This is a genomic window from Candidatus Halocynthiibacter alkanivorans (assembly GCF_003333265.1).
Lineage (GTDB): Bacteria > Pseudomonadota > Alphaproteobacteria > Rhodobacterales > Rhodobacteraceae > Halocyntiibacter_A > Halocyntiibacter_A alkanivorans.
In genome coordinates this window covers 1-20,252 of the sequence record NZ_QOLB01000056.1, presented here as the reverse complement: position 1 = coordinate 20,252, position 20,252 = coordinate 1, and the positions used below count along the sequence as shown (strand labels likewise).

The window sequence follows — 20,252 nt, the reverse complement described above, 5'->3', positions numbered from 1 at the left end:
AATAGTAACGGGGTATATCGATGACCACGTCGCATACGATTGTAATCGGGGCCGGAATTGTCGGTGTCTCAACCGCCATCTGGCTCAGGCGCGGGGGGCAGGACGTGACGCTGATAGATCGCGGGATACCTGGCATGGGAACGTCCTTTGGCAATGCGGGTGTGCTGGCGGCGTGTTCGGTTGCGCCGGTGACAGCGCCAGGGCTGGTACTCAAGGGGCCAGGTCTGTTGCTTGACCCTAATTTTCCACTGTTCCTGCGCTGGTCTTATCTGCCAAGGCTTGCGCCCTGGCTGTTCCGGTATCTTTCCCATGCCAATGACCGCGATACCCGGCGGATTGCAAAGGGGCTGACCACAATAGTGGCAGACTCTGTGGAACAGCACAGGGCCCTGACAGAGGGTACAGATGCCGCCAGATGGGTCCGCAAATGTAATTACGCCTTCGCTTACAAAGACCGCGCTGCGTTTGACGCCGATGCCTACACCTGGGGTCTGCGCCGGGAGGCTGGTTTTGTCCCCGAGCTGGTGGAAGGGCGTGACGTGCAGGATATGGAACCCGCTCTGGGACCTGTCAGTCAGCTTCTGGCGGTGATGAAGGACCATGGTTTTGTGCTGAACCCGGCCGACTATGTTGCGGAACTCGCGGCTGTGTTCACCGGAATGGGCGGGCGGGTTGTCCAGGCCACGGTCAAAGACTTCGATCTTTCGGGCGGCACAATCCGCGCTGTTGACACCGATCAGGGCCGTTTTGACTGTGACACCGCTGTGCTTGCGGCAGGCGTCTGGTCCAAACCACTGCTGGCCAAACTAGGCCTGAACGTGCCGATGGAAACCGAACGCGGTTATCACATCGACTATGCGCAGCCAACCGAGCGGCCAGCGTTTCCGGTCATGGTTGCAGCCGGGAAATTTGTCGCATCGCCCGTGGGCGAGGGGCTGCGCTGCGCCGGTGTGGTGGAGTTTGGCGGCCTGGACGCCGGGCTCTCAAAAGCACCGCTGGCACTGCTGCGCAAGAAAGTGCGCGAGACATTTCCAAAGATGCGGGCCGAAAGCGAAACAGAATGGATGGGGCATCGTCCGGCGCCTTCTGACAGCCTGCCGCTTATCGGTGAGGTCGGAACCAGCGGCGTCTACACCGCCTTCGGCCACCACCATATTGGCCTGACTTCGGGGCCAAAAACCGGGCGGATGGTTGCGGATCTGATCTGCGGCCGGCCGCCAAATTACGACCTGAGCCCTTATGAGCCCAAACGGTTCGCCAAAGGGATCTGAGAACGACCAGAAAGTGCAACAAATCCACTGGGAGGATACAAAATGAAAGCACCGTTTTATAAACTGACGACCGCGCTGACTGCTGCGGCCTTTACCCTGGGCGCGAGCTCGGTCGCGGCTGTGGCGCAGGAGCAATGGGATCTGCCGATGGCCTATTCCGCGACCAACTTTCACTCGGTCACCGGTACCGAATTTGCCAAATGCGTGACCACCGGCACTGGCGGCGACATTACGATCACCACCCATCCGGGCGGCTCTCTGTTTAAAGGTGGCGACATCAAACGGGCGGTTCAGACCGGCCAGGTGCCGATCGGAGAACGTCTGCTGTCGGGTCACCAGAATGAAAACCCGCTGTTTGGTGTGGATTCGATCCCTTTCCTGGCGACCTCCTTTGACGATGCGGACGCGTTGTGGAAAGCTGCCAGACCAGCGCTGGAAACAGTTTTGGCAGATCAGAACCTGACACTGCTCTATTCCGTGCCATGGCCGCCCCAGGGCCTGTACTTCAAAAACGAAGTCAATTCCGTGGCGGATATGCAGGGCGTGAAGTTCCGCTCCTATAACGCCGCGACGGCACGGATGGCGGAGATGACCGGCATGTTGCCGGTGTCGATTGAGGCTGCTGAAATCAGCCAGGCTTTTGCTACCGGTGTTGCCGACGCTATGGTGTCCTCTGGCGCCACCGGTTACGACCGCAAAGTCTGGGAAAGTCTCAATTATTTCTATGAGGTGGATGCCTGGCTGCCGCGCAACTACATGCTGGTGAATTCGGATGTGTGGTCCGGCGTGAGTGACAGCAACAAGAATGTCGTCAACGCCTGCGCTGAACTTGCGGAATATGCCGGCACCTGGCGTTCCAAAGAATACACCGGTTTCACCCTTCAGGGGCTGCGCGACGGTGGCATGACTGTCGGCCCGGCGAATGAGGCGATGACGGCGGAACTGAAAGCAATCGGCGACACGATGACCGCCGAATGGCTGGAGGCCGCGGGCGCCGAAGGGCAGGCCATAATCGACGCGTTCAAAGCAATGAAATAAACAATTGCGTCCGGGGCGGCACTTCTTGCGTCGCCCCGGACGCGGCAACTTTGCGTGTCGGGGAGGGCTGGCAAATGGTCATGTTGAGAGGGCTGCGGTCCGTTTTAGATGGGATATACTGGCTGTCGGGAGTGGCCGCGGCGATGTGCCTGATCGCCATTTTGGGACTGATTGTGGTGCAGATGATGGCACGGTGGACCGGCGAAGTGTTTCCCGGCGCGCCTGAATATGCCGGCTACGCCATGGCGGCGGCCAGTTTCCTGGCTTTTGGCTCTGCGCTGAACAAAGGCTCCCATATCCGGGTGTCGATCCTGTTGAATATGGTGGGGCCCAAAATGCGCCGTCTGATCGACATCTGGTGTTTCAGCGTAGGCACTGCGATCGCCTGGTATTTTGTCTTTTACGCGCAACGGTTTGTGTATTGGTCTTATAAATTCAACGAAATCAGCCAGGGCCAGGACAGAACGGCGCTGTGGATACCGCAGTCACTGATGTTACTGGGCGCTGTAATCCTGGCGATTGCGTTAAGCGACCACCTTCTGCACCTGATTTTCACCGGCAGTCACCGGATCAAGCGTGATCTTGTAGATCAGAGCTTTGGAGAATAACCCATGGAAGATCTCTCGATCATCATTCTGTTTCTGTTCGTACTGTTCCTGCTGCTGGGCAGCGGTGTCTGGGTCGGTCTGGCGCTTATGGGCGTGGCCTGGGTCGGCATGGAGCTGTTCACAGCCCGCCCGGTCGGCGACGTTATGCTGACCACCATCTGGTCGGCCTCCTCCAGCTGGACCCTGACCGCATTACCGCTGTTCATATGGATGGGGGAAATCCTGTTCCGAACGCGACTGTCTGAGGACATGTTCCGCGGGCTGGCGCCCTGGCTTGCACGTCTGCCTGGCGGGTTGGTGCATACCAATATCGTCGGCTGTACTGTTTTTGCCGCCGTGTCCGGATCCTCGGCAGCGACCCTGACAACGGTCGGAAAAATGTCGATCCCGGAGCTGCGCAAACGTGGCTATCCGGAAAACATGATCATTGGCACGCTTGCCGGTGCAGCGACACTGGGCCTGATGATCCCGCCGTCTCTGACACTGATCGTCTACGGGGTCACCATCAACGAAAGCATCTCGAAACTGTTTTTTGCCGGGGTGATGCCGGGCATTTTTCTGGCCGGGATGTTTATGACATATGTGGCCATCATTTCGCGGGTGTCGCCGAGCTGGAACCCCAACCAGGAAGCGCCGATGAGTTTCGCGCAGAAGATCGCCAATTCGCGGTTCTTGCTGCCGGTCATGTTGCTGATCTCTGTGGTTATCGGCTCGATGTACCTGGGCTTTGCCACCGCAACTGAGGCAGCTGCTTTCGGGGTGATTGGCGGGCTGATCCTGGCGGCATCACAAGGCTCTCTCAGCTGGAAAACCTTTGTCGAAAGCCTGATGGGGGCGACCCGTACGTCTGCGATGATCGCGCTGATCCTGGCCGGGGCGGCGTTTCTGTCGCTGGCGATGGGGTTCACCGGCCTGCCACGTGGTCTTGCAGATCTGATCGCACAAATGGAGCTGACCCGGTTTGAGCTGTTGATGGTGCTGCTGGTGTTTTACATCGTGCTTGGCATGTTCCTCGACGGCATTTCCTCTGTGGTGCTGACGATGGCGGTGGTGGAACCGATGATCCGCCAGGCCGGTATTGATCTGATCTGGTTTGGGATCTTTATCGTGGTGGTTGTCGAAATGGCCCAGATCACGCCGCCAATCGGTTTCAACCTGTTTGTATTGCAGGCGATGACGGATCACGAAATGGGCTTTATCGCCCGCGCTGCCTTTCCCATGTTCCTGATCATGGTGTTTATGGTGTTCGTGCTGATCTGGTTCCCGGAACTTGCCACCTGGCTGCCGGACAACATCCGCAGCCGACCGGGGGGGTAGGGCGCTGATCCGGCGCCTGTTGATCAGACCGCTTTCCCAGGCTGCAAGACATGGGAAAGCGGTGCTGGTGCTGGGTCTTTTCGCGGGGTTGCTGCTGCCGTCCCTTGCGACAGCGTTGCGCCCGTGGATTGCGGAACTGGTGATGTTGATGCTGACACTCACGGCGTTCAGGATCGGACCACGTTCAACTTTTGGCGGCTTCGCTGATCTTCGCACCACCCTGAGCGTGGCGCTGGTATTGCAGTTTCTGTTGCCGGTCAGCGCGTATTTTATCTTTTATCTTCTGGGATATGACAGCGCGCCAATTGCGCTTGTGGTTGTGCTGATGTTGTCGGCGCCTTCGCTCACCGGCAGTCCCAACTTCACCCTGATGCTGGGGCACGATCCTGCGCCGGCGCTAAGGCTGTTGTTGACCGGCACAGCCCTGCTGCCGCTGACGGCGCTGCCGGCGCTGGCGCTGCTGCCCCTGGGCGGTGACCTTGTATCGGTTGTGCTGGCGGCATTACGGCTTTTTGGCGCGATCTGCGTTGCGGTCGCGATCGGGTTTACCCTGAGATCAACCCTGTTCCGGGCTTTGTCTGCTGAGAGCACACAGGTTCTGGACGGGCTGACAACGATTACACTGGCAGTGACGGTAATCGGTCTGATGTCAGCGCTGGGGCCTGCTCTTCTGAGTGATCCGCTTCTTGTGGCCGGGTGGATGGCGGTGGCGATTGTCCTGTGTCTCGGACTGCAGGTTCTCAGTTATATTGTGCTGCTCAAAACTCCGTTGCGCCACCAGGCCGTGCCGTTTTCGATAATTGCCGGAAATCGCAATGTGGCGCTGTTTTTGCTCGCATTGCCGGCGGCGACGACCGATCCGCTGCTGATCTTTTTGGCCTGTTATCAGTTTCCGATGTATCTGACGCCGGTTGTGATGCGGAGGGTTTTCTAATAGCCAGTCCGGCTGCCCTGAAAAGCTTTTTCCCGGCCATGCGAGCGGACTGCTTGATACAGGCGTGTCGCTGCGGCTGTGCATCAACCAGTCTTGTTGACGCCTGCGCCCCACAGACAGCCGCCCACTACCTACCCAGCGCAGCAATTGGTTCATCTCGCGAAAGGCGGCTTGTTCTTGCGGGGCCCAAGGCGGGCGTTCATTTGTATGCTGCGTTACCCCGCCAAGCAGGTCTTACACGGCAAATATTGGTTTATCTGATTACTCGGGCACTAAAGGTGAGATCTAAACCCACGCCTGTCCAGCTTTTGCATCAGTCAATCAGCGACAGGAAACGCGCGACAGCGGTGCTTCACTGCGCTTTCACCCGCAAGTGGCATTCGGGCAGCACAGTCATTTGAGCGCTACAAATTTGGCCGCGAGGACCGCAGAAATAACCGCTAGCAGGCATTTTTCGGTTCTCGCGACCCAGAGCGTCGTTGTTTGACTGGTGCTCTGGCGAACAGTCGCCTCTCAGACACCCCGTTCGTGCGTGTGATCTGATTGCATGAAAATGGCCCACCAACGGGTCAGGCGCTTGCCGGCATTCGGCGACGCCAGTTTTTTCATCATTCTGTGTGCCTGCTCACTGCGTTTCCGGCGACCAATCTGCATATAGTAGCCAGTGTCAATTGAACCGTCTGGGCGAAGCTGAATGTGGTCGGGGGTTTCTGCGGGCATGGGATCATTCCTTCTGATCTGATATCCCATTGAACCAGTTCACGGCGTGCCCGGCTTGAAGACGCGCTTTAGAACAGCTTGTGTTTCTGCTGTGATTTGCTCCGGATCCGTGAATTTTCTTGAGAACTTTGCAGCAAAGCGCCTTATTGAATGCATGGTTTACCTGTTTGCTGATGGCGCGCTGGATCCGGACCGTCATGAACTGACCCGGGAAGGGGACACTATCCATGTCGAGCCTCAGGTTTTTGACATCCTGGTGTTGCTTGCCCAAAATTCAGGGGACCTGGTGTCCCGTGATGATCTGATTGCCGGGGTCTGGAAGGGGCTGATCATTTCCGAGTCAACAATCAGCGCCCGCATCAATGCGGCCCGGTCCGCTGTTGGAGACAATGGCAAAGAACAACGCATAATCAAGACTGTCCCCAGAAGGGGTTTCAAAATGATTGCGCCCGTCGAAATGACGACGTCGGGTACTGCGCCTGGCCCTGTGCAGGCCGCCAGCACCCGGCAAGACGTTCGTTTTGCAACTTCCGCTGACGGTATGAAAATTGCCTTTGCGCGATCTGGAAATGGTCCGCCCCTTGTCAGGGTCGGGCACTGGCTGTCGCATCTTGAACTGGACTGGCACAGCCCGGTGTGGCGGCCTTTGCTGGACGCTCTGGGGCGCCGACACAGTGTCTACCGGTACGATCAGCGCGGCACCGGGCTCTCCGGCCGGGACTTTGTTGATGAGGGCATTGATGGTTTTGTCGATGACCTGAGGGCAGTCGCCGATACAAGTGGCCTTGACCGTTTCCCAATATTTGCCGCGTCGCAGGCGGTGCCTGTTGCGGTGAAATTTGCTGTGGAATCCCCCGAGCGGGTCAGCAAACTGATCTTATATGGCGGTTACGCCGAAGGCCGGGCCTTGCGCCCCCGCTTGCCAAATGATGTCGATGAAGAAACCGTTCTGGCGCTTATTCGTGCTGGGTGGGGTGTGAACGGGAGCACGTTCGTGAAAGCGTTCTCGGCCCTCTTCATGCCGGATGCCACACAAGACCAAATAGACAGTTTTGTCAGAATCCAACTTGAATCTATATCCCCCGCCGGAGCCGCACGGCTGCGCCAGATCGTTGACAGGTTTTCTGTGCAAGAGCTGCTGCCAAAAGTCCAGTGCCCGACGCTGGTCATTCACGCACGATCCGACGTCATACATCCGTTGGAGCAAGGGCAGTGCCTCGCAAGTGAAATACCGGATGCTCGGTTTCTGGTGCTGGACAGCCCGAACCATGTGCTGTTGCCGCAGGACAAGTGCTGGGCAGATATGATGTCAGAAATTGAAGCCTTTTTACAATCACCACACGATGAAGTTTGACAATACACACTAGAAACAGAGCTCAATATCTCAGAGGTCTGTCAACGTCCGCTTCGGGCCCGGAGCGGTCTTGCGCTGCGGTCCAGTCCAATGTCGGCGCCGGGCCGTGGACGATATAGCACTCTGCCAGCATGTTGATTTCATTTGTTGTTTGCAATATTCCTTAACACATTCATTGGAAAATTATTTTTGATGCAGAACCACAATGTGATATTCAAATTTCCCTCCGGTACCCGGCAGGTCGCGGCGCAGCTCGCCTTGACCGCAGGCAGCTGCACGGTACTGGCGGGTAAGAACGGCAGCGGCAAGACCACTGTTCTGCGTGCTCTGGCTGGGGCGCTTGCGCCGGAGGGCGGCGATTTATCGCTTGTCAGACCAGTGTTGGCTTTCACGGATATCGAGCGGCAAATGCACCTCCGAATGACTGCGGTCGAAAACCTGCAGTATCTGAGCGCGCTCTTTGGCCAGCCTGTGCGCCGTCGCGAGGCCCGGGACGCGTTGCTCCGGGTCAGCCTGGATGACCAGGCTGACTTGCTTGCCGCCCGGTTGTCCAAGGGGCAGAAAAAACGCTTGGTAATGGCGATGATCTGTGTGGCGCCTTGGGGTACCGTGCTGCTGGATGAACCTACCAACGGCCTGGACCGCGAAGGGATCGACCAGTTCCTGGTCATCGCACGTGAAGCGATGTCCCGGCACACAACTGTTGTTCTGACCTCCCACGAGCCGCGCGTTCTGCGCGAACTGGCTGATAACGTGCTAATTCACCACAACAACGGTGCATTTATTTCAGCTGATGTCGCGGCGTTGAAGATGACCGAGCTCTTTGTGATTACGTTCAGGGACGGCAGCGTCACTGAAACCTCCGGAGATCAGATTGTGCAGACGATTACCGCACACGGATCAGACATCACACGCCTGGAGACACGGGGGATGAAAATTGAGCCTGTCTGAGTCAGAGAAAATCACCATGTCCGAAACTGACACCACGGCCGCTGTCTACATAAGGAGGGCCGGTGTCTTGCGCGCGCTGTTGGGTGTTTTTGCTGCCGAATGCGCCAGGACCGGTCGCATGCTTGTGCGGTATCCAATCGGGACACTGGCCAATGTGGCGATCCTGTCGCTTATTTTTGTCGGTGTCTTCGAAACCGCGCGCGGCATGTTCGACGACGCTCCGTCTGATGACGCACCACTTTCAGGCTTGGTGCAGACCTTCGTATTGTGGAGTGCGCTCATCACCGGGTTTTCCAGTATTACGGGATCGATCCGCGATGATACGCGCTCCGGACTGATCGAGATCTTGTGGATGGGCCGGTTTCCTGCCGCAGTTGTGCTTGTAATGCGCGCCGTGATTTCAAGCGTTGTTGTAACCGTGATCAGCATAGTGATCGCGCTGTTCCTGTCGCTTGTCTATCAACTGGGTGATGTGGTGACGCCTGCTCTGTTCAAAGCGCTTGGCCTTGTCGTGCCTGCAGCGCTTGGTTTGGGGCTGATCTTCGGCGCTTTTGTTATCGTTTTCAAAGATATTGGTCCCAGCGTAAATTTGGTGCAGTTTCTGTTGTTGCCGGTTTTCATGGCCTACGACAGTTCGTCCGCCATTTGGGTCTGGCTTCTGCCCGGGCTGTCAGGACTGGACGCGCTGGCCTGTGCGAGCTGCGATACACCACGCTGGTTGATGCTTTCCTTGCCCTCGGCGATTTGGCTTCTGGCGGGCCTGATGGCGTGTGCCGTGGCTGTGCGACTCTCGAAAAAGCGGGGGCTGGTCTATGAATATTAGGGCCACGTCAGAGCACATTCGGGCGGAGGTGGTGCATACTGCGGCCCGTCAAATGAGCCAGATGCACCCGTCGTTCCGGCTGCGCCCGGACCCAAAACTCAACTGACGAAGAGCGCTTTGGCCAGGGGAGCAATGCGATCGGACCGGTCCACCGGGAAAATGGCACTTTGGCGCCAGGCCGCCTGAGAAATTTCAAAGGCGCGCATCCCATCGTTTTCAAAAGCACCGGCGATGATGTCATGGCGCGTTCGGGCAGAGAAAAACAAGACACCAGTTCTGGTCAGGTCGTTGCCCCGGATGCGGCCATGGAAGAAGATCATTTCCTCGGTGAAACAGCCTGGGAACCGCGCTTGCTGGCGGCGTTTGCGTTCCGGCGCATCTTCGGCCCAGAGCGCGGCCCGGTGACCACAGAATGGTTCCCGCTGCTGTCTGTGCCAGAGTCTGGCGAAGTTTGATTTACGCCACAGCCCGTCGCGCAACAGATAAATTCATTGCTGACCGTAGTGATCTGACACGTATTCTGTGCTCGGTATGCCCGGCCAGTTGATCACGGCAGCGCAAAATTCCGGGCGTTCAAAAAGCCTTTCTCCATAGCCAGCAACGGCCGGTCTGACTGCTCTGTTCAACGTATGTCCGCCCGCCCAGGCAAAAGACATTCCGAGCCATTTTAGCCGGAAAAGAGAAACTGCCCAAAAGACGTCCGCAAGAGTGAACTGCTCGCCGCAAATCCAGGTTCTGCCGTCGTCAAGGCGCCGGTCCAGGTCGCGGACGATGGTTAGGATCTCGTTCACTGAGGCGCGCATGCGTCCGGCGCTCATCACATGCAACTTGCCGGCCTCCTCCTTGGCAATCTTGGCGTCGTAGGCCGCTGCAAGCCTTTGATCGCTCGCGACCAACTCACGGGCCGCTCTGATTTTTGCGAGTTTCCGGTCATGTACACCGGGCATCCCCCTGCGTATCCGTTCCGGCCGGAAGTCCAGATCCGGATGTGCCCCGTAAAAAACCGCGACATGCGGTGTGTCATCCACGATCGCGATTTCGGCCGCGATTTCTGTAGCGAGTTCAGGCGGGGTGAGCGATCCGTCCGGATCTGCTACGGCGTCGATGTACCGGCAGATTTCTACACTGTCCACGACCACCCGGCCTGCTGCATGGTCCACCAGAGTCGGTACCACTGCGGGATCGAAACCCTCGGTTGCGACGCTCGAACGCCCTGTGTAAGCGGACGCAAAGCCGACCCCCGGATCCGCCTCGAGGCGGAGTTGCACATAGGCCGGGTCATAATTCCCGAGCAGGGGTATCTGAAGATTGATGTCGTGCGCCAGGTAGGTCACACCTTTCTCCGCCAGGCAGACCCGCACTTTCTGGGAGCAAAGTGACAACGCAAAATGGTAAAGCTCAAACCGGGGCGATCCATCGCCCACGGTCCGGTTCATCTCTGGGTTGGTCAGCGGCGCGTTTGCTTTCGCGACAAGAGACTCCAATAGTTCGGACATCAGGTCCCTCCTGTAAACAGATCGGTCAAATATCGTGTTCGTTTCGAGTTTCGATGACTTTGAGGGTAATAAAGGCTGGATGTGCTTTCAACGTTGCGAAGTAAATTTTAAGTGACGTTACTTGCCAGCAGTTACTCAACCGGTGGTTTGCAGACCTGGCCGGCGCTGCTTTGACATCACCATCTCCTGTGTTCTGACCCGGATTCAAAATATATTAACCCTCTTTTGCCACAAATACTCCCTTGTACGTGCAATTTGCAGCTGGTTTCGCAATTTGCAGGCAGTTCTGACCAAGGCCGGGTTGTCACCAGGAGCGAAGTATGAATGTGCATATCAGTCAAGAACAGAATGCAGTTGTTGCGGTGGTCAGCAAGTTTGGAGCTGGCATTGCAAAGCAGATCTCCGGGCTGGAAACCAAGCCCTCCGAACTGAATGTCAGGATTCTGAAAACATCTGAAAGCGCGATTGTTCTGGCTGCTTCGACGGGACATACACATCAGCTGGTAAAAATTTATCTGACGGAAAACAAGGCTGGGGTGACGGGGTTCGATCGCGAAACCGGTGCCCTTATTGTCGCGCGGGAGAGTGGCCTTACACCTCATCTGTTGTCCTACTCGCTTGCCCGGAAAATTCTGATTATGGAATTCATCCAGGGACAATCCCTGGCTGAGATGCTTACGGCCGGTAATTGTCAGGCATTATGTTTCAAGCTTGGGCGCTGGCTTGCCAGATTTGGCAAACTGACCAAAGCCCCGGTCCAGCCGCAGTCCTGGCATGACTATCTGATACAATGTGGCACTGGACCGGACTCTGAAGTTATCAATCAGTCGCGCGCATTCCTGCAGGATTTTTTGATTGAGGACTATGCGCTTGCAAAGAACGACAGCGCTCCGGGAAACTGGGTGGTTACGCCACAAGGTGAGTTTAAAGGTATCGATTTCGAGTTTGCTGCACACAAACCTTATGGCTGGGATCTTCTGTTAACAGCACGATCCATGGTGCGCCTCTTTCCGCAATTCGCAAATGAGTTATGCGAAGCGCTTTGCAAAGGGTTCTGCCAAAGCGGTGCCGGACGTTACGATCAGTTCCTCGCGCTCTCCAAAATATTTGTCGCACACACGCTCTCCGGTCCCGAACGCAATCCGACACGCCTGGACACCGTGCTGAGAGCTTTCAATGAAGCGAGCGGTCGTCAGCTGTCGCTGGTTGTGAATGCCCCCTATCTTGACGATTGTACCGAACGCCCGGATGCGTCGCTGGTACAGCAGTTTGAACACCACCTGGCCTCGGTTGCAGATCAGGCCTGGGACGACGTCGATAAGGAGACCGGAGGTTCCGCAGCCCGGTCAGAAGAACCTGCGTCCGAGCCCAATACATTGCACCAGGCGATTTGTACCTCCTGCAAAGGTTGGTGCTGCAGCAGTGGGCGCGAAAAACATGCTTATATTGACCGGGCCACGATAGGCCGGCTGCGGACGCAGCGGCCGGACCTCAATAAGAATGACGCGGTCTCCTATTATCTGGAAAGGCTTCCGGATCAGAGCGTCACTGGCTCCTGTCTTTTCCATGGAAAGAATGGGTGTGGTCTGCCGTTCGAGACACGCTCGGACCGTTGCCGGTCGTTCTCATGCAATTCCGCGAAACAGCTGCTTCAGCGCTCAGCGCGCCATGGGTTTGCGGACGCATTGATTATTGCGACGGAAAATGGCCAACAGATGCGGGCGACCCTGCTGGAAAACGGAAAGATTACAACCGCCACAACAACGCCATCGTCACCTGCCCGCCGTGCGCCTGCACGCGCGGCGACTTTAGCTGAGAAGGGGTCGTCAAATGGCTGAGTTCCTGACCATCAACATCGATGACAGTGTTTTGTCTGAATCAAAAGGTGCGCTTCAAATTGATGTGGACGCCTATTCTACTGACGTAAGCACCGCGCAGGACATCACCTTTACCGACGGCGGTGATTTTCTTTCCGGAGGCGCGACCGGCATCAAGATTACAAAAGTTGGAAAAGACGATGATCAACCGGACGTGTACCGGTTTGATCTTAGTACATTTGATGATGACTTTGACATTTCGATCAAGAGTGAAGGCGATGAGGATACTTTTGTTTTCCAGGACGTAGAAAGTTATGCCGTACAAGGAGGTGTTTATACCATCGACTACACTGGTTCGGATGGTATCACCCACACCATTACGCTTGATCCAGGCACCGCTGCGGTCACCATGTTGTGTCTGACCCGCGGGACCCAAATCAGTACGCCCTGCGGCACCCGGCGTGTTGAAACGATCAAGGCGGGGGATCTGGTCAACACCTGGGATCACGGGCCGAGGGAAGTTGTCTGGACCAGCCACAGAAGCCCGGTCTTCGGGGGGAAAGATGATCGCAGACGTCCCATACATCTTCCTGCAGGGTGTCTTGGATCCGGAAAACCGGAGCGCGACCTGGTTGTTTCGCCGCATCACCGGATCCTGATGGGCGGCGCAGTTGTCCGCCAGATGCACAGTGTAAATGAAGTTATCGTACCTGCCAAAGGCCTCACTGGCCTGAACGGCATACGCCCGCTGCGTGGCGTGCGCACAGTTGACTACATCAATCTTCTTTTCAAGAACCATGAATTGCTGCTCGCCGAGGGCTGCCTGGTGGAAAGCCTTTTGTTCGGGGCGCAGATGCAGGAAACGCTTAGCGCCGACATGGTTGAATTGTTCGACCAGGCGCGCAGTGAAGGGGTTTTGTCTGCAACACCTGTCGCGCCAGTGCGTAAAATACTGACAGTCGGTGAAACAAGAGAATTGATTGAGCTGGGTAAGACTGCAGACCTCTGCCTGGGCCAGCTGGAGACTTTGCCTGACAGCAATTTTCGGGCTGTGTCTGAAAACGCCTCTGCGGCTGTTTTGCAATAACCAGTGCTGGTGTTCCGGATTTATCGGAGCAAAGCCCGACCTGCAGGCAAAGCGACGCTGCAATGTAGCCGGGCCTCTGTCTGAGACATCCGGTTTGAAACGGGGAAGGCGGTTTCACAGGTTGACCTGTGGCGCAACCAGCCCGTCAGCGTGATCGGAACCGGCAAACGTCACACACTGGCGGGTCAGAGACGGGACCCAGAGCATTGGCACCGGGCCCTTTCCATGAACCGGAGGAAACCTGCGTCTCAGGGCCGTTGCCATCACCGGTGCCAACATTAATACCCGCAGCATCAACAACCGATGTGGCTTTAGAACCCGCCACACAGGACTCAAAACCTGTTTGGCCTCAGCGCCATTTATTGCTCCAGCTTTCTAATAACGGGTGGATCTGCGTCCTGTCAGCGTAATATGCGTCAATATTCCCCGTTCAGGCCCGCTGGGAACGGGCACTGAACATAACAATTCCGAACCGGATTCAGGACGGATTATGGCGAAGGGATGCAGGCTCTAGCAAATCAGTGCGTCATGCAATCGGGCCATTTTTCCGAGCCTCAATCCCTGCACGGCGTCGATAATTCCGGACATCTGGTCCCCGGACAATCTGCCTCTGGCCAGGGTGCGGAACTTGCCAAGCAGATCCGCGCGGTCCGGAGATCTTTCCGGTTCACCCCAGGGGGACGTTACAAATTCTTCAAACACCTCGTTTGCTGTTGAAACGATGACCCTTGAGGGGTTCTGGTGCGGGAACAGCGGGTCCAGATCTTTGTCCCGCGTAACTGTCATCTTGCGCGCCAGTTTCACCGCAGCCGGGTTGTGAAGGCTGTCGACGGACATCGGCGTCAGAGCATCTTCCCCCAGCACCGCCGCAACGGCCATGCAATAAGGCACGCTGTACTGGGCGCTTTCCAGCGTAGGCGGATCGGCAAGGTTGTTGAGGTTTGCTGATTGCCGGAATGTATCCACCTGAACATTCAGTATGTCTTCGACAGCAAGATTATGGCGACGCATTATTGTAAGCAGAGCCTCGATGGCACTGTGACACCAGCGACAACAGGCATAGCGTTTGAAATAGGTGCGCATGATGACATGGGATTCACGCCCGCCGTTTACGCCGGTCGGGAAGTAGCCTTCCGCGAGCCCCTCAAGGGCAATGCCAGCGGTAAAACGTTCGTCGATATCCAACGCATCGCGACAACCTGTGAACCCGTTTTCGGCCAGATTTGAAGCAGACATTCCAGCAACGACCGACCAGGGAATCGACTCTTTTACATTGGCCCCCATGTCCTGGCTGAGCGTCAGATCAGCCACCCGGGGCGCGTGATAGGTGGTAATTGCAAGAGCATGCATAAGCTGTTCCGCATTCAACCGGTTTGCCCGTGCCACCGCAACGGCTGCCCCATATCCGGTATAGTTTCCTGTGTGATAGGCCCGGCGGTTTTCCGACATGCCGGCACGGATGCAGACTTCATAAGCGGCAACGACCGCAGTCAGGACATCAATCCCGTTGGCGTCAGGCCCGAATGCCGCGAGAACCGCCGGTACAACCGCGGCCCCCGGGTGACCGTTTGCCCGCCTGTGGCCGTCGTCGATATCCAGCATGGAGGCCGAGGCCGCGTTGGCAAACGCAGCACCGGTCGGGTGTATCTTTTCGCCGCTGAACCATACGTTCGCATCGCCGGGGCCATAGCTGCTGGTGGCAACGGATTTTACCCGCTGCGCGCCATCCGACTGGCTGCCGGGAATGGCACTGGCAATCGCGTCAAGAATACAATCCTCAGCTTTGGCAAGCACGTCATCAGACAAGTCTTGCGGGCGCAGATTTACGGCCCATTCTGAGAGCTTTGCAGCCACCCATTCAGTCATATTTTGTACCTTTGTTCTGTTGCACAACCAGCTTTGAACAGGTTGCGTGGTGTAGGATCCGACCTGCAGTTGCCGGCAGAATGTTGTTTGATTTCGGTCTGCGGCCGCAACGGCTTTCCGGTTTTCTGAGACCTGTTCAGCAGCGGTCCTCCCGTTTTCACGGGAAGAACCTGCAGCATGTGCGGCGAGGGCTGGCAACGATGTTCAACAGATGCACATTTGAACCACTGGGTTCGGCAAATTCTGGTGAAATTTGAAGCCGTTCGCCATTATTAGCGGGGTGTCCGGATCCATGTCGCGGGGGGCTTGTCAGACATCGCAGAGCCTTGTCTCTGTGTTTTTTGTCCGCCGCTCAATTTACTTTGATCCATACGGGGTTCGGGTTTGTTTTGCGGATATTAAGTTGCGACATGAGCACTGGTGCGAGAACGAACAGCGCAACGATATTGCTGCTCATGCTTGGCGCAACCATCAACAGACCGGCAATCGCCATGACCCACCGCCAGACCCCGTTCAGATGCTCCAGGAAGTAGCCAGAAACTGCCGTTGCGATCATGAAGATGCCGAGCGCGCTGGTAAGAGAGACATGAAGGAAGGACCAGATGGTGAAATATTCCGGCAGAACAATCAGCATGGTCGGCGCATAGACAAACACCATCGGCACCATCAGCTTACCAATCCCCAGGGTAAAGGCCGAGACCCCGGTTTTGAAAGGGTCCGCTCCGGCAATACCTGCAGCCGCATAAGCCGACGCACAAACCGGTGGCGTTATTTCCGATATGACGCCGTAATACAGTACAAACATATGGGTGGCCAAAACCGGCACCCCAAGCTGCGCCAGCGCCGGTTGGGCAACCGAAACCAGCATAATGTAAAGCGCGGTTGTTGGCAGGCCGGCCCCCATCAGGATACAGGCGATGGCGATCAGAACCAGCGAGATGAACTGCTGCATCGCTGCTTGCTGGAAGATCTCAAGAGGGATCCAGCCGATGATCGCATACAGGAACTCTGCCATGTCGCGCGCGCCGGTGGTGACCATAAAACCAAGGCGGAAGGCAACGCCGGTGGTGTTGATGACGCCAACGACAATCCCGACGGCAGCACAGGCTGCCCCCACCGCAAGCGCGTAACCAACACCGACGTGGAAACTGTCAAACAGATCCTTGAAACTATAGCGCTTTGCCCGGTGCAGCATGCTCATAATCAGCAGACCTGCCATCACCCCACCCAGGGTGGACGAGAAACTACCGTTGGATACTTTCCACAGAATGAACGTCATCATCCCTGCAGGAACAACCAGCGTCAGGGGTTTCCGGAACGAGGTGAAACCAACGACGATACAGAACATCAGGCCCATAAACGCGGCCATATTTGGCGAATAGCCACTGAACAAGGTGATCAGCAAAGCGGCCAGAGGCATAACCGTGTACCAGCCATTTTTCCAGATTTGGACAAAATTGGGCAGCTGATCTTTGGTGTAGCCTTTCAGGCCAAGCCGTTTTGCAGTGAAATGCACAATCGACATGACGCCGATATAGTGCATCAGTGCCGGCACCAGTGCCGCAATAACGATGGTTGTGTAAGGAACTTCAAGAAATTCGGCCATCAGAAAAGAGGCCGCGCCCATGATAGGGGGCGTGATCTGCCCGCCCGCGCTGGACGCCGCTTCAACCCCGCCGGCAAAATGTGCCGGATAGCCCATTTTCTTCATATTGGGGATAGTCAGCGAACCGGTGGACACCGTGTTGGCAATCGATGAGCCTGAGATGGTGCCGAAAAAGGCCGAAGAAACGACGCTGACTTTGGCCGGACCGCCGGTGTACTTGCCCGCAAGGACCATCGCATTGTCGATAAAGAACTGACCCAGACCCATGCGTTGGGCGACAACGCCGAACAACACAAAGTGGAAAACAACCGTCGAGACGACCCAGAGGGTAACCCCAAAGATCCCCTCGGAGGGAAAGTACATATTGTTGACGAACTGCCTCCAGTCGACGCCCGGATGTTTGAGAATCTGGAGCGGCATCACTGGCCCTAAAAGCGCGTAGGCGATAAACACACAAATAATCATTGGCAGGATATAACCCAGCGCCCGCCGCGTGATTTCCAGCACCAGCAAAACCAGCGCGGTGCCAAAAACGATATCAACCCAATGCGGGTCGCCCTGACGCAGGGCCTGTTCGGAAATATCCAGCCCAAACCAGTTCAACCCGTTCCAGGACAGGGTGAGATAGAGCGAGGACATCACTCCGACTGCGGCCAGTACCCAGTCATAAACGGGCACATTGCCCCAGCGCCACCAGGTGTTTTCTTTGTACTCCAGTGCGCTCTGGCTGCGCATAAACGGGAATGCTGCAAAGATCATGACAAACAGACCTGACAGGTGGATTCCCATGTGAACATGTTCGACAGGCGTGCCAAAGCCGGCGGTGTAAATGTGATAAAAGGCAAATGCGACCGCAAACCAGTAGAGAAACTTGGCGATTACGGGGCTGTTTTCACGGGTGACAAGCGAGGAGTCGAACTTTTTTTCAAGCTCATCTATTTCTGCCTGTGTCAGGTCGGGTTTGTATTCTTCCGCCATGGGGACGTCCCTTCTTCCTCCTTATTGCTTCAGAGCCCTGAAGACGCCCCGGTTGAGGAATAAGGAGTGGTATTGCAGGTAATGCGCTCGGTTGAGCGTCCTTTAGCTGGCGGGGCAATGACGGTTTCCCGCCAGAGCCCCGCCGGCGCAGAGGCAATTGGTGTGGTTGACGTCAGGAAGTTACGGCAACATGCCAATTTCTTTGTAAAATCTCTCGGCGCCAGGATGCAGGGGCACGTCAAGATTCAGAATACCATCAAGCGCGGTTTCCAGAGTGATTGCTTTTCCTTTGGCGTGGCCAGCGTCCAGCAACTGGCGGGCCTGATCGCCCCAGAGCGCTTTGGTAATCTCGTAAACCAACTCGTCGTCCTGATCGACGCTGGTGACAAGAATGCCATTCACCGCAAGCGTATTCACGTCGTACTGGATGCCCTCATAGGTGCCCGCAGGAATTGTGGATCTGACATAGAAAGGCACGGCTTTATTTGAGGCTTCGATCTCTGCATCAGAGAAATCGTAAAGCTCCATGCCTTTGGTGTTGTCGAGCTGGATCATCGCTGCCACGGGGGTGCCGGCGACATAGAAATATGCGTCAAGCTGACCATCGGCGATGCGCTCGGCGCTTTGTGTATTGTTCAGCTCAGCTTCCTGCATGTTGTCGCGGGTAATGCCCTGCGCAGCGAGCATCAATTCGACGCCAATCTGTGTGCCAGATCCGGCCTGTGCAATGCCAACTCGTTGGCCTTCAAGGTTTTTCAGTGAATCCAGGGATTGATCCTTTTGCATGACCAGATGCAGATCTTCAGGGTACAGGTTCGCAATTATGCGCAGTTTGGGCTTGGCTTTGCCTTCAAACTTCTCCAGCCCGTGATAGGCAAAATACAGTGTTGCTGCGCCGGTCAGCCCGGCTTCCATCTGCCCGGCATTGATCGCATTGACGTTGTGCGCGGAGGCATTGGTTGACTGAGCAATTGCAACCAGTCCCGGAACGCCGCAAGACCCACCCTGGTCGCAAGGGCGTGAACCGGGCGGGTTGGAGATGGCATTGGCAATCAGCCCGCCAATTGGAAAATACGTTCCGCCTGCGCTGCCGGTTCCGATCCGAAAGAATCTCATCTCCTGCGCTTGTGCTGTCGCGCCGACAAGCATGGTGCATGCAATCAGCGCAGCGCTGAGTTTGGCTACCATTTTCATTTTTTTCTCCCTAAATCTTATTAACCGCCCATGTTTTTCTGTGTTCCAGTGTTCTGGGTCGGTGTTCCAAACATAGGGACGGCAAATAGAAATAAAAAATTTATAATATTGCTACAGGCATAGATTTTTTTTATACCCTTGCGGTAGACAAAATTTCGGATGGGGTAAGTACAATCAATTTCAGACAACTCAGGGCGTTCAGAGAAGTTATGATAGCCGGCTCGATCAGCGAGGCGGCGCGCATCTTGTATCGCACGCAGCCGGCCATCAGTTCACTTATCGCGGATCTGGAAAAAGACCTTGGAGTCAAACTGTTCGTCAGGCAGGGCGCCCGAATTCACCCAAACCCCGAGGCCCATTTTCTGTTTGACGAGGCTGATGCAATCCTGAACCGTCTGGAGACGGTTAAGGCGACGATGAAGAGTATTTCTGAGCTGGAACGGGGGGAGATCCGCGTCGTTTCCATGCCCGGTCCGGCGGCGTTTTTTCTACCGGATCTGATCGCGCGGTTTGTTGATGGCAAGGCAAACATCCATGCAACGCTGAACAGCAGGACGTCCCGTCAGGTGCAACGGCTGATCGCCACCCAACAGTTTGACGTCGGCCTGGCTGATTTTGGTTTCGGAGTGGCTGATGATTCCCGGCTCATACATCATGAGCACGTAAAGTTTTATGGTCTGTGTGCGGTCCTTGCCAACGATCCGTTGGCCAACAAAGACGTGATTACGGCCACGGATCTGAATGACAGACCGCTGGCCGTGGCAGACCGGAGTCATCCGATTCATACACACATTCAATCTGCTTTCGACAAAGTCGGTGCCAAAACCAATTTCCGCTTTGAATCCCAGTATTTTCTGTCTTCATTTACATATGTCGAACGCGGTTTGGCCTGCGCCATTGTCGATCCGTTCAGCGCCCAGAGTTACAAGTTATATTCAGGCGACGCCAATCAGATCGTCTTCCGGCCGTTTGAGCCTGCTGTTGAAATCAACATCACGATCATGTCTCCGGCGCATCGGCCGCTTTCGAATGTTGCCCAGGCGTCTGTTGCGCTGCTCACCGCTGAGGCCGTAAAGTTGCGGGACAAGTGGCCTGGGGCTGACCACACCTGATTGCCCTTGCACGGGGCCCATGCTTACGGAATTCCTGAACCGCGACCTTCGTGCATTTCGGCGACGTGGCAGTTCTACAT

Annotated in this window: 17 protein-coding genes; 12 read left to right on the top strand and 5 right to left on the bottom strand. The window is 56.2% G+C overall.

The features are described 5' to 3' along the window. Positions 1 to 20 precede the first annotated feature (20 nt). The 5 genes from DWA01_RS04935 to DWA01_RS04915 all read left to right on the top strand — a co-directional run bounded on the left by DWA01_RS04935 (position 21) and on the right by DWA01_RS04915 (position 5,168). Positions 21 to 1,271 (top strand): NAD(P)/FAD-dependent oxidoreductase, encoded by a 1,251-nt coding sequence (locus tag DWA01_RS04935; RefSeq protein WP_114284678.1) that lies wholly within the window; start codon positions 21 to 23, stop codon positions 1,269 to 1,271. 42 nt (positions 1,272 to 1,313) lie between these two features. Next, positions 1,314 to 2,309 carry a TRAP transporter substrate-binding protein gene (locus tag DWA01_RS04930; RefSeq protein WP_114284677.1) on the top strand — a complete coding sequence of 332 codons (996 nt, stop codon included), beginning with the start codon at positions 1,314 to 1,316 and terminating at the stop codon, positions 2,307 to 2,309. A gap of 74 nt (positions 2,310 to 2,383) precedes the next feature. Further along, a complete protein-coding gene (locus DWA01_RS04925) occupies positions 2,384 to 2,917 on the top strand; it encodes a TRAP transporter small permease (protein ID WP_200832504.1) in 534 nt (177 codons plus the stop codon). Positions 2,918 to 2,920: 3 nt separating this feature from the next. Next, positions 2,921 to 4,234: a TRAP transporter large permease gene (locus DWA01_RS04920; protein ID WP_114284676.1), complete on the top strand. Its 1,314-nt coding sequence runs from the start codon at positions 2,921 to 2,923 to the stop codon at positions 4,232 to 4,234. A 67-nt stretch (positions 4,235 to 4,301) separates the two neighbouring features. Further along, the gene (locus tag DWA01_RS04915; RefSeq protein WP_235008422.1) at positions 4,302 to 5,168 is read left to right on the top strand and encodes a hypothetical protein; all 867 of its coding nucleotides are present in this window, start codon (positions 4,302 to 4,304) and stop codon (positions 5,166 to 5,168) included. A gap of 513 nt (positions 5,169 to 5,681) precedes the next feature. Here DWA01_RS04915 and DWA01_RS04910 read toward each other — a convergent pair. Further along, positions 5,682 to 5,888 (bottom strand): hypothetical protein, encoded by a 207-nt coding sequence (locus DWA01_RS04910; RefSeq protein WP_114284674.1) that lies wholly within the window; start codon positions 5,886 to 5,888, stop codon positions 5,682 to 5,684. Between the two features lie 109 nt (positions 5,889 to 5,997). Here DWA01_RS04910 and DWA01_RS04905 point away from each other — a divergent pair, with 109 nt between their 5' ends. The 4 genes from DWA01_RS04905 to DWA01_RS04890 all read left to right on the top strand — a co-directional run bounded on the left by DWA01_RS04905 (position 5,998) and on the right by DWA01_RS04890 (position 9,471). Beyond that, on the top strand, positions 5,998 to 7,242 hold the full coding sequence (locus tag DWA01_RS04905) for an alpha/beta hydrolase (protein WP_136057671.1): 1,245 nt from the start codon (positions 5,998 to 6,000) through the stop codon (positions 7,240 to 7,242). 192 nt (positions 7,243 to 7,434) lie between these two features. Then, a complete protein-coding gene (locus tag DWA01_RS04900; protein ID WP_114284671.1) occupies positions 7,435 to 8,193 on the top strand; it encodes an ABC transporter ATP-binding protein in 759 nt (252 codons plus the stop codon). Positions 8,194 to 8,311: 118 nt separating this feature from the next. Continuing rightward, a complete protein-coding gene (locus tag DWA01_RS04895; protein ID WP_136057670.1) occupies positions 8,312 to 9,016 on the top strand; it encodes a hypothetical protein in 705 nt (234 codons plus the stop codon). A 167-nt stretch (positions 9,017 to 9,183) separates the two neighbouring features. Further along, a complete protein-coding gene (locus tag DWA01_RS04890; RefSeq protein ID WP_114284668.1) occupies positions 9,184 to 9,471 on the top strand; it encodes a hypothetical protein in 288 nt (95 codons plus the stop codon). A 33-nt stretch (positions 9,472 to 9,504) separates the two neighbouring features. Here DWA01_RS04890 and DWA01_RS04885 read toward each other — a convergent pair whose 3' ends face one another. Next, a complete protein-coding gene (locus tag DWA01_RS04885; protein ID WP_114284667.1) occupies positions 9,505 to 10,512 on the bottom strand; it encodes a glutathione S-transferase family protein in 1,008 nt (335 codons plus the stop codon). Between the two features lie 320 nt (positions 10,513 to 10,832). On the opposite strand from DWA01_RS04885, the gene DWA01_RS04880 reads away from it, so the two are divergent. Beyond that, positions 10,833 to 12,350, top strand: a complete 1,518-nt coding sequence (locus DWA01_RS04880) for a BUD32 family EKC/KEOPS complex subunit (RefSeq protein ID WP_114284666.1) — start codon at positions 10,833 to 10,835, stop codon at positions 12,348 to 12,350. Then, complete coding sequence (locus DWA01_RS04875) at positions 12,343 to 13,416, top strand: Hint domain-containing protein (protein ID WP_114284665.1); 1,074 nt, start codon at positions 12,343 to 12,345, stop codon at positions 13,414 to 13,416. Before DWA01_RS04880 ends, DWA01_RS04875 begins: the two co-directional genes overlap by 8 nt. A 510-nt stretch (positions 13,417 to 13,926) precedes the next feature. Here the strand turns inward: DWA01_RS04875 and DWA01_RS04870 are convergent. The 3 genes from DWA01_RS04870 to DWA01_RS04860 form a co-directional block, all read right to left on the bottom strand. Beyond that, positions 13,927 to 15,282 carry an MmgE/PrpD family protein gene (locus DWA01_RS04870; protein WP_114284664.1) on the bottom strand — a complete coding sequence of 452 codons (1,356 nt, stop codon included), beginning with the start codon at positions 15,280 to 15,282 and terminating at the stop codon, positions 13,927 to 13,929. A gap of 352 nt (positions 15,283 to 15,634) precedes the next feature. Further along, positions 15,635 to 17,866, bottom strand: coding sequence for a TRAP transporter permease (locus DWA01_RS04865; RefSeq protein ID WP_114284663.1), 2,232 nt, complete (start codon positions 17,864 to 17,866; stop codon positions 15,635 to 15,637). 180 nt (positions 17,867 to 18,046) lie between these two features. After that, the gene (locus DWA01_RS04860; RefSeq protein WP_114284662.1) at positions 18,047 to 19,060 is read right to left on the bottom strand and encodes a TAXI family TRAP transporter solute-binding subunit; all 1,014 of its coding nucleotides are present in this window, start codon (positions 19,058 to 19,060) and stop codon (positions 18,047 to 18,049) included. A gap of 98 nt (positions 19,061 to 19,158) precedes the next feature. On the opposite strand from DWA01_RS04860, the gene DWA01_RS04855 reads away from it, so the two are divergent. Continuing rightward, positions 19,159 to 20,172, top strand: a complete 1,014-nt coding sequence (locus DWA01_RS04855) for a LysR family transcriptional regulator (RefSeq protein ID WP_336469996.1) — start codon at positions 19,159 to 19,161, stop codon at positions 20,170 to 20,172. Positions 20,173 to 20,252 lie beyond the last annotated feature (80 nt).

What these genes read in the sequence shown, in the direction of transcription:
- DWA01_RS04900 (WP_114284671.1), top strand. Translation starts at nt 7,435, where the DNA reads ATGCAGAACCACAATGTGATATTCAAATTTCCCTCCGGTACCCGGCAG.
- DWA01_RS04925 (WP_200832504.1), top strand. Translation starts at nt 2,384, where the DNA reads ATGGTCATGTTGAGAGGGCTGCGGTCCGTTTTAGATGGGATATACTGG.
- DWA01_RS04875 (WP_114284665.1), top strand. Translation starts at nt 12,343, where the DNA reads ATGGCTGAGTTCCTGACCATCAACATCGATGACAGTGTTTTGTCTGAA.
- DWA01_RS04920 (WP_114284676.1), top strand. Translation starts at nt 2,921, where the DNA reads ATGGAAGATCTCTCGATCATCATTCTGTTTCTGTTCGTACTGTTCCTG.
- DWA01_RS04865 (WP_114284663.1), bottom strand. Translation starts at nt 17,866, where the DNA reads ATGGCGGAAGAATACAAACCCGACCTGACACAGGCAGAAATAGATGAG.
- DWA01_RS04880 (WP_114284666.1), top strand. Translation starts at nt 10,833, where the DNA reads ATGAATGTGCATATCAGTCAAGAACAGAATGCAGTTGTTGCGGTGGTC.
- DWA01_RS04935 (WP_114284678.1), top strand. Translation starts at nt 21, where the DNA reads ATGACCACGTCGCATACGATTGTAATCGGGGCCGGAATTGTCGGTGTC.
- DWA01_RS04860 (WP_114284662.1), bottom strand. Translation starts at nt 19,060, where the DNA reads ATGAAAATGGTAGCCAAACTCAGCGCTGCGCTGATTGCATGCACCATG.
- DWA01_RS04870 (WP_114284664.1), bottom strand. Translation starts at nt 15,282, where the DNA reads ATGACTGAATGGGTGGCTGCAAAGCTCTCAGAATGGGCCGTAAATCTG.
- DWA01_RS04885 (WP_114284667.1), bottom strand. Translation starts at nt 10,512, where the DNA reads ATGTCCGAACTATTGGAGTCTCTTGTCGCGAAAGCAAACGCGCCGCTG.
- DWA01_RS04930 (WP_114284677.1), top strand. Translation starts at nt 1,314, where the DNA reads ATGAAAGCACCGTTTTATAAACTGACGACCGCGCTGACTGCTGCGGCC.
- DWA01_RS04910 (WP_114284674.1), bottom strand. Translation starts at nt 5,888, where the DNA reads ATGCCCGCAGAAACCCCCGACCACATTCAGCTTCGCCCAGACGGTTCA.
- DWA01_RS04895 (WP_136057670.1), top strand. Translation starts at nt 8,312, where the DNA reads ATGCTTGTGCGGTATCCAATCGGGACACTGGCCAATGTGGCGATCCTG.